5 protein-coding genes and 1 tRNA gene are annotated in these 7,817 nt (G+C 67.3%); 2 read left to right on the top strand and 4 right to left on the bottom strand.

Features of this window, described 5'->3' with window-relative positions; translation table 11 throughout:
* The coding region (locus tag AC1D2K_RS24895; protein ID WP_478091777.1) for a UvrD-helicase domain-containing protein at nt 1-1,514 on the bottom strand (1,514 nt) is incomplete at its 3' end.
* Between the two features lie 194 nt (nt 1,515-1,708).
* On the opposite strand from AC1D2K_RS24895, the gene AC1D2K_RS24890 reads away from it, so the two are divergent.
* A complete protein-coding gene (locus tag AC1D2K_RS24890) occupies nt 1,709-2,686 on the top strand; it encodes a GMP reductase (RefSeq protein ID WP_478091775.1) in 978 nt (325 codons plus the stop codon).
* Between the two features lie 16 nt (nt 2,687-2,702).
* On the opposite strand, the gene AC1D2K_RS24885 is transcribed toward AC1D2K_RS24890, so the two are convergent.
* Nucleotides 2,703-3,569 carry an alpha/beta hydrolase gene (locus tag AC1D2K_RS24885; protein ID WP_478091773.1) on the bottom strand — a complete coding sequence of 289 codons (867 nt, stop codon included), beginning with the start codon at nt 3,567-3,569 and terminating at the stop codon, nt 2,703-2,705.
* A gap of 89 nt (nt 3,570-3,658) precedes the next feature.
* Between AC1D2K_RS24885 and AC1D2K_RS24880 the strand changes: the two genes are divergently transcribed.
* A tRNA-Ala gene (locus tag AC1D2K_RS24880) sits at nt 3,659-3,734 on the top strand.
* A gap of 242 nt (nt 3,735-3,976) precedes the next feature.
* Here AC1D2K_RS24880 and AC1D2K_RS24875 read toward each other — a convergent pair.
* Together AC1D2K_RS24875 and AC1D2K_RS24870 are read right to left on the bottom strand one after the other, a co-directional pair.
* Nucleotides 3,977-6,412 carry a DUF6351 family protein gene (locus tag AC1D2K_RS24875; protein ID WP_478091772.1) on the bottom strand — a complete coding sequence of 812 codons (2,436 nt, stop codon included), beginning with the start codon at nt 6,410-6,412 and terminating at the stop codon, nt 3,977-3,979.
* Between the two features lie 175 nt (nt 6,413-6,587).
* A partial coding sequence (locus tag AC1D2K_RS24870; RefSeq protein WP_478091770.1) for an efflux transporter outer membrane subunit occupies nt 6,588-7,817 on the bottom strand: 1,230 nt, incomplete at its 5' end.

Here is a 7,817-nt window from a genome sequence, read left to right as displayed (position 1 = left end):
GCCTTGAAGTGCTCGATCAGGCCGCTGTGGTCAAGCACCAGTTCGATGATCTGGCGCAGCGACTGCCCCTCGGTCTGCTCGCGCAGCACGTCGATCTTCGCGACGAAGGCCGACAGGTTGGCGCCGGCCTTGCCGCCGACCGCGTTCACGGCGTCGTGCATCGAGCGGCCGGCCGCACGGGCCGCGTCCTGCAACTGCTCGATGCTGCGCGCGCCGATGCCGCGCGGCGGAAAATTGACGATCCGCAGGAAGCTGGTGTCGTCGTCCTTGTTCTCGAGCAGCCGCAGGTAGGCCAGGGCATGCTTGATTTCGGCCCGCTCGAAGAAGCGCAGGCCGCCATACACGCGGTACGGCACCGAGGCGTTGAACAACGCGGTCTCGATCACCCGGCTCTGCGCGTTGCTGCGGTAGAGCACGGCCATCTCCTTGCGGTCGATGCCGTCGCGCACCAGCTGGCGCATCTCCTCGACCATCCACTGCGCCTCGGCGAAGTCGCTGGTCGACTCGTAGACGCGCACCGGCTCGCCGGGACCCTGGTCGGTGCGCAGGCTCTTGCCGAGCCGCTTGGTGTTGTGGCTGATCAGCGCGTTGGCCGAATCGAGGATGTTGCTGAAGCTGCGGTAGTTCTGCTCGAGCTTGATCTGGTGCGAGACGTCGAACTCGCGCACGAAGTCGGCCATGTTGCCCACCCGCGCGCCGCGGAAGGCATAGATGCTCTGGTCGTCGTCGCCGACCGCGATCACGCTGTTGTCGCCCGGCACGAAGCTGCCTTCGGTGGTCGTGCCCGCGAGCATCTTGATCCAGGCGTACTGCAGCCGGTTGGTGTCCTGGAACTCGTCGATCAGGATGTGGCGGAAGCGCCGCTGGTAGTGCGCGCGAACCGGGTCGTTGTCGCGCAGCAGTTCGTAGCTGCGCAGCATCAGCTCGCCGAAATCGACCACGCCCTCACGCTGGCATTGTTCTTCGTACAACTGGTAGAGCTCGACCTTCTTGCGGTCGTCGTCGCTGCGGACCTCGACGTCGCGCGGGCGCAGGCCGTCTTCCTTGGCACCGGCGATGAACCATTGCGTCTGCTTGGCCGGGAAGCGCTCGTCGTCGACGTTGAACTGCTTCATCAGGCGCTTAATGGCCGAGAGCTGGTCCTGCGTGTCGAGGATCTGGAAGGTGGACGGCAGGTTGGCGAGCTTCCAGTGGGCACGCAGGAAGCGGTTGCACAGGCCGTGGAAGGTGCCGATCCACATGCCGCGCACATTGACCGGCAGCATCGCGCCCAGCCGCGTCATCATTTCCTTGGCGGCTTTGTTGGTGAAGGTGACGGCCAGGATGCCGCCCGGCGACACCTGGCCGGTCTGCAGCAGCCAGGCGATGCGGGTGGTCAGCACCCGGGTCTTGCCGGAACCGGCGCCAGCCAGGATCAGCGCATTGCCGGCCGGAAGCGTCACGGCGGCGAGCTGCTCGGGGTTGAGATTTTGGAGCAGCGGCGAATCTGCGGCGGGCGCGAGGTCGGTGAACATCCGTCGATTGTAGAAAGCACAGCGTATGGGGGGTATATGAAGGGCCGTTGCCTCCTTTTCGGCACGGGCGTGTAAAATCAGTCACCGGGCCCAAGTTTCTTGCGCCCGGTTTTTTGTGCGCGTTTTCCGTTTCGCGAGAACGCCCGAATACCGGCCGGACCAAGCGCTCAATTCACCCTTCCAGGAGCTTGGTTATGCAGATCTTCGACTACGACAACATCCTCTTGCTGCCGCGCAAATGCGTGGTGGAAAGCCGCTCCGAGTGCGACGCCAGCGTCACGCTGGGCGGCCGCAGCTTCCGCATCCCGACGGTGCCGGCCAACATGAAGACCGTGGTCGACGAGACCATCTGCACCTGGCTGGCGAAGAACGGCTACTTCTACGTGATGCATCGCTTCGACCTCGACAACCTGAAGTTCGTCAAGGACATGCACGCCCAGGGCGTGTTCGCGTCGATCTCGCTCGGCGTCAAGAAGCCCGACTACGAGACCGTCGACCAGATGGTCGCCGCCGGCCTGGAGCCCGAATACATCACGATCGACATCGCGCACGGCCATGCCGACAGCGTGAAGAACATGATCGGCTACCTCAAGAAGAAGCTGCCGAAGAGCTTCGTGATCGCCGGCAACGTCGGCACGCCCGAGGCCGTGATCGACCTGGAAAACTGGGGCGCCGACGCCACCAAGGTCGGCATCGGCCCGGGCAAGGTCTGCATCACCAAGCTCAAGACCGGTTTCGGCACCGGCGGCTGGCAGCTGTCGGCGCTCAAGTGGTGCGCGCGCGTGGCGACCAAGCCGATCATTGCCGACGGCGGCATCCGCGACCACGGCGACATCGCCAAGAGCATCCGCTTCGGCGCCTCGATGGTGATGATCGGCTCGCTGTTCGCGGGCCACGAGGAATCGCCGGGCCAGACGGTGGAGGTCGACGGCGCCCTCTTCAAGGAATACTACGGCTCGGCCAGCGACTTCAACAAGGGCGAGTACAAGCACGTCGAGGGCAAGCGCATCCTCGAGCCGATCAAGGGCAAGCTGGCCGACACGCTGGTCGAGATGGAGCAGGACATCCAGAGCTCGATCAGCTACGCGGGCGGCCGCAAGCTGATGGACATCCGCAAGGTCAACTACGTCATGCTGGGCGGCGACAACGCCGGCGAGCACCTGCTGATGTAAAGGTAAAGCCGCGGCCTCAGGCCTCGAGCAGCTGCGCCGCCAGCTGGTGCAGCCGATGCGCCGGATCGGCCAGCGCATCGACGATGCTGAAATGGTTGCGTCCCGGCATCAGTTCGCACACCGGCACGGTGCGCGAGCCCCAGGCATCGCGGATCAGCGTGTTCTGGCGCTTGAATTCCTCGCTCTCGTCGCCGCCGGCGATCGCCCAGAGCCGGCCGCGCGCCGGCGCCGGCCACAGCGCCGGGCTCAGGCGCCGGGCCGCGTCGTCCGTCAGGCGCAACGCGTCGGCGATGAAGGGCGCGTGCTGCAAGGGCCGCAGGTCGTGCACGCCCGAGACCGACAGCGCGTTGCGCACCAGCGCCGCGGGTAGATCCGGCGCCACGRCCTTCCAGTCGCAACCCAGCAGCATCGCCGCCAGGTGGCCGCCCGCCGAATGGCCGGAAACCGTGATGCGCGAGGGGTCGCCGCCGTGGGCCGCGACGTGGCGCCAGACCCATTCGAGCGCGCGCACCATCTGCAGCGCAATGTCGTCGATGCCCACCGGCTGCTCGGGCGTGCCGGGGCACAGCGCGTAGTTCGGCAGCACCACGCAGACGCCGCGGTCGTTGAAGGCGCGCGCGATGAAGGAGTGCTGGCTCTTGTCGAGCGAGCGCCAGTAGCCGCCGTGGATGAACACCAGCACGGGCGCGTCGGGCACTGGCGCCGGGAAGACGTCGAGCATCTCGCCGGGCCCGTCGCCGTAACGCAGGTCGACATGGCAGGGCTGCGCGGCGCGGGTCGCGGCGGACTCCGCCGCCCAGCGCTCTAAGTACGCGGGATGGTCCGGCACCAGCGCGCGGTTGTTGTACATGCGGTCCAGCCAGGACGGATCGGACGAAACCATCTGCTCTTGCTCCGTGGGTGACGAGGCGCGCATCTTGACATGCCGGCGTGCAAGAACTGGCCGGTTCTGGTTAGAATTCGAATTGCGTTGGGGGGGTAGCTCAGCTGGGAGAGCGCCGCGTTCGCAATGCGGAGGTCGTGAGTTCGATCCTCATCCTCTCCACCAACATTCCAGCATTCATGCGGGTGCCGGAGCCCATCGGCCCTCTTGCCCCGCATCGACTCCCACTCCGGAAGACCGGCGTTGCCGCCTCGCAACGCGGCGGGCTGCACGTTGCCGTTACCTGACGACAACGGCCAGCCAAGAATGAAAAACCTGGACCTGCCCGACACGGGAAACCGGTATTGCCGGGCGAATCGAGGCGCTGCGCCGGGCGGACTGAAGCCCCCCGGCGCCTCCGGCGCGGCTCAGGGCGCGCCCTGCCCCGGCTTCGCGTAGTCGCAGACCCCTTCGGGGAAGATGGCATTGAGCTTCTGGATCTCCGCCGACGCGGGCTTCCAGGCGCCATAGGTGCCATCGGCGAGCGCCGTGTCCACCGACTTCAGCGCGCACTTGAAGATGCCGCCCTCGATCGGCCCGCCGGCCACGATGCGCGAAGTCCCGTACATCGGGAAGGCCTGGGTGCAGACGCCCTTGGCCTTGGTGTCGAGCACCCCGTCCCAGACCTCGGCGCCCTTGGCCATCAGCACGCCGCTCGCGTCGAAGCAGCTGTCCATCGCGCGCTCGGGCCGGTTGTCGGCCACGCTGCGGGTCGGATTGGCGCGGATCTTCGTCATCCACTCGTCGATGACCTCGAGGGACATCGGCGTCTGGTCGAACTCGGTGCTCGCGCCGCGCGTCTCGGTGAACCAGATCGCCTGGTGGTCGGAGCTGCCCATCTTCGCGCGGATGCGCTTGCGGATCGCGAACGACTGGTGCACGTTGTGCATGTTGAGCTTCTGCTCGAGGTAGGGGTGCCAGTCGATGGTCGGGATGTCGGTCTGTCCGGTGAAGACCAGGCCCGAGCGCTGCAGCGCCTTGATGGCTTCGAGGTCGCCGTGGGTGCGCGCTGCCGGCACGTCCGGCGCGGCCGCGTTCCATGCGTTCATGTTGCGGGCGCCCCAGGGGTCGAAGTAGCCAGGCACGGTGATGGCCTTCTGCACCTCGGCATCGCCGGTGCCGTTGTACGGGAAGCCCTCGGCCACCATCTCGCTCATCCGCTTCCAGCCGCCCACCTTCAGGTTGAGGTCGAGGAACTCGGTCGCGGAGATCTTCCCGTCCTTCATCGACTGCAGGCCGTACTGCACGCCGACGTTGTCCCAGGTGGAGCGCGGGTAGCCGTCGGCGCCGATGCCGTAGACGTTGCGCACGTCGTCGAAGTGGCTGAACGGAATGGGGCCGAAGGCCGCCATGTCCATGCGCGCGGCGCCCTTGACCATGATGTCGTCGGCATCGAACTTCGGGTTCATGGCGCCGGCCGTCAGGCCCATCCAGGCTTTGCGGCATTCGGTCGAACCGGTGGCCATCCTGACGTTCGGCAGGGCGGGCTGGAGATCGATGAAGGGATTGCGGACGCCCTCCTCCGCATTCAATCCCACCAGCCAGGTGCGGTTCTTGATGGAACTGGTCCACTTGTCGTTGGCGCGATTGGTGACGTCCATGTAGTACTCGAGCAGCTCGCAGTCGCCGACGTGCGGGATCTGTCCGACCATGTCGGGGTAGGGCTGCTGGGCGATCGCCGCATCGATCAGTCCCGGATGGTTCTGCGGATACAGGTACTGCTGGATGCCGCCGCCCGAGGCGCCGAGGCCGACCGTGTAGAGCGGCACGCCGTAGCGCTTGATGAAGCCTTCCTTGGTCATCAGCGCGGTCTCGCCGCCGAGGATCATGTCGTAGTGCTCGCCGGTGCGGTTGCCGGTCGAATAGGCCATGGCATAGCCCTTGCCGATCGCCTCGACCAGGCCGGCTCGCGCGTCCGGTCCGCCCTGGTAGTGGCCGAAGCCGACGCCGCCCTGGAAGTGATAGACCAGCCGCTTGTTCCACAGGCTCAGGTCGGGCCGCGTCGGGTCTTCGCCGAAGGGCGCGAGCATCACGTACTGGTAGATGAAGCGGTTGATGGTGCCGCGCTCCCAGCGCACGATGAAGTCGACCTCGCGCCCGTCGGTCAGTTTGGTCTTCGCAATGTCGGCCGGGCGCGAGCCGTCGGCCGGCATCGGCTTGTAGTTGTTGTGGCTGGTGCCGCCGATGGGCAGGTAGTAGTAGCGCACATAGGACGCGATCGAGCAGTTGCGGCTGTAGCCGATGGTGGCGCCGCCGCTGTCCTTGACCGCGTAGTACTTGGGATCGGTGGTGTCGACCAGCGGCTCCTTGCCGAGGTCAGTGAGCACCGTGCAGACGAAGGGCTCCTGCTTCGGCCCTGCGAACATCGGGCCGGTGATCGGATGATTGGTCAGCGTGAGCGTGTCCACCTTGCCGCGGGTCCTGTGGCGCAGTTCGAGCGTGTTCGCGCCGAGCACGAGTCCGGCCACCAGGCCTTCGAGACGGTCCGCGCTCGATGCGAGGGTGGGGGCGATCTTCGCGCCGTTGAGCCACAGCTCGACCTGCTCATGCTCCGCCTGCGGCGCGAACACGGCGATGCGGGCATCCCCGCCCGACACGTATTCGGGCTTGCTGGACAGCACCTGCAGCGAGATCTTCGACGGCACCGGCGTCGATGGCGGCACCCCGGCGGAGGGCGATGGGTTGGTCGGCGGGGGCGCGCTGGACGACGGAACGAAGGGGATGCCGCCCCCACCACCACCGCCGCACGCGGCCATCACGATCGCACCGGCCGCGCAGGCCGCGATCTGTTTCCATGAACTCATGCAGGTCTCCTCATTGCTCTTGTGGACCGGGCAGGGTCGCCACGGCAGCCGCTCCCCCCGGGGTGCGGTCGATGCTAGGGAGCCGTGGAAAGACGCACAAGTCAGCGACCCGGGCGGTCGCTGTCAGATTTCGATGACAAGGGTCGAGGGCGCAGGCGCGTCCTCGACGATGCCGTCAAGGCACAAGGGGCGGCCGCTCGTCCAGACGAACCGCAGGCTRCGGCGCATCCTCGTTCGCCAGGCCCACCCAGCCGCCGCCGAGCGACTTGTACAGCGCCGCCACCTGCAGCAGCACGTCGCCCTGGGATTTCGCCAAATCCACCTGCGCGTTGAACAGGCTGCGCTCGGCATCGATCACTTCGAGGTAGCTGGTGTAGCCGCCTTCGAAGCGCTTGCGCGAGAGCCGCGCGTAGTTGACCAGCGCCCCGACCTGGATCTGCTGCGCGTCGAGTCCCTCGCGCGAGTTGGAGATGCCCGCGAGCGCGTTCGCGGTCTCGCTGAAGGCCGCTTGCACGGTCTTGCGGTATTGGGCGACCGCCGCGCGCTGCTCGGCCTCGGCGCGTTCCACCTGGCCCGCGATGGCGCCTGCCGTGAACAGCGGCAGGCTGATGTCGGCACCGTAGCTCCAGACCCGCGCCGGGCCGCTCCACAGGTCGGACAGCGACCGGCTCGCCTGCCCGAACGCGCCGGTCAGCGAAATGGTCGGGAAGTAGGCCGCCTTGGCCGCGCCGATGCGCGCGTTGGCGGCCACCAGCGTCTGCTCGGCCTGCAGGATGTCCGGGCGCCTGTCGAGCAGTTCGGAGGGCAGGCCCGCGGGCACCGGCGGCGCCACCAGCACGTCGATGCTGCGCCCGCGCGCGATCGGCCCCGGGTCGCGCCCGATCAGGATCGACAGCGCGTTCTCCTGCTCGGAGATGGCCTGCAGCAGCACCGGCACCGCGCGCAACGCGGTGGCGTACTCCGAACGGGCCTGGCTCACTTCGACCGCCGACACCACGCCGCCCTTGAAGCGCCGCAAGAACAGGTCGAGCGAATCCTTGCGCAGGCCCAGCGTGCTGCGCGCGACTTCGAGTTCGCGGTCCTGCTCGCGCAGCCGCACATAGCCCGTCGTGACCGCGGCCACCACCGACAGCACGGTGCCGCGGCGGAAGGACTCGCTCGCCTCCAGCTCGGCGGTCGCAGCTTCGGTGAGCCGGCGCGTGCGACCGAACAGATCGATCTCCCAACTCGCCAGCAGCGTGGCCTGGGCCGCGTTGTAAGGATTGACGGTGGGTGCCGGGCTGATGGTCTTCTCGCTCGCCCGGGTTCGGCTGCCGCTCGCATCGGCGCCGATCTGCGGGAACAACGGCGAGCGCGTGACGCCGAGCGCGCCGTAGAACTGCTCGACGCGCGAAGCGGCCACCAC

It is taken from the genome of Variovorax sp. P1_H12_2 (assembly GCF_056405335.1).
Note: the sequence above shows the minus strand (reverse complement) of the source record. Positions and strands in the feature narration are given on the sequence as shown.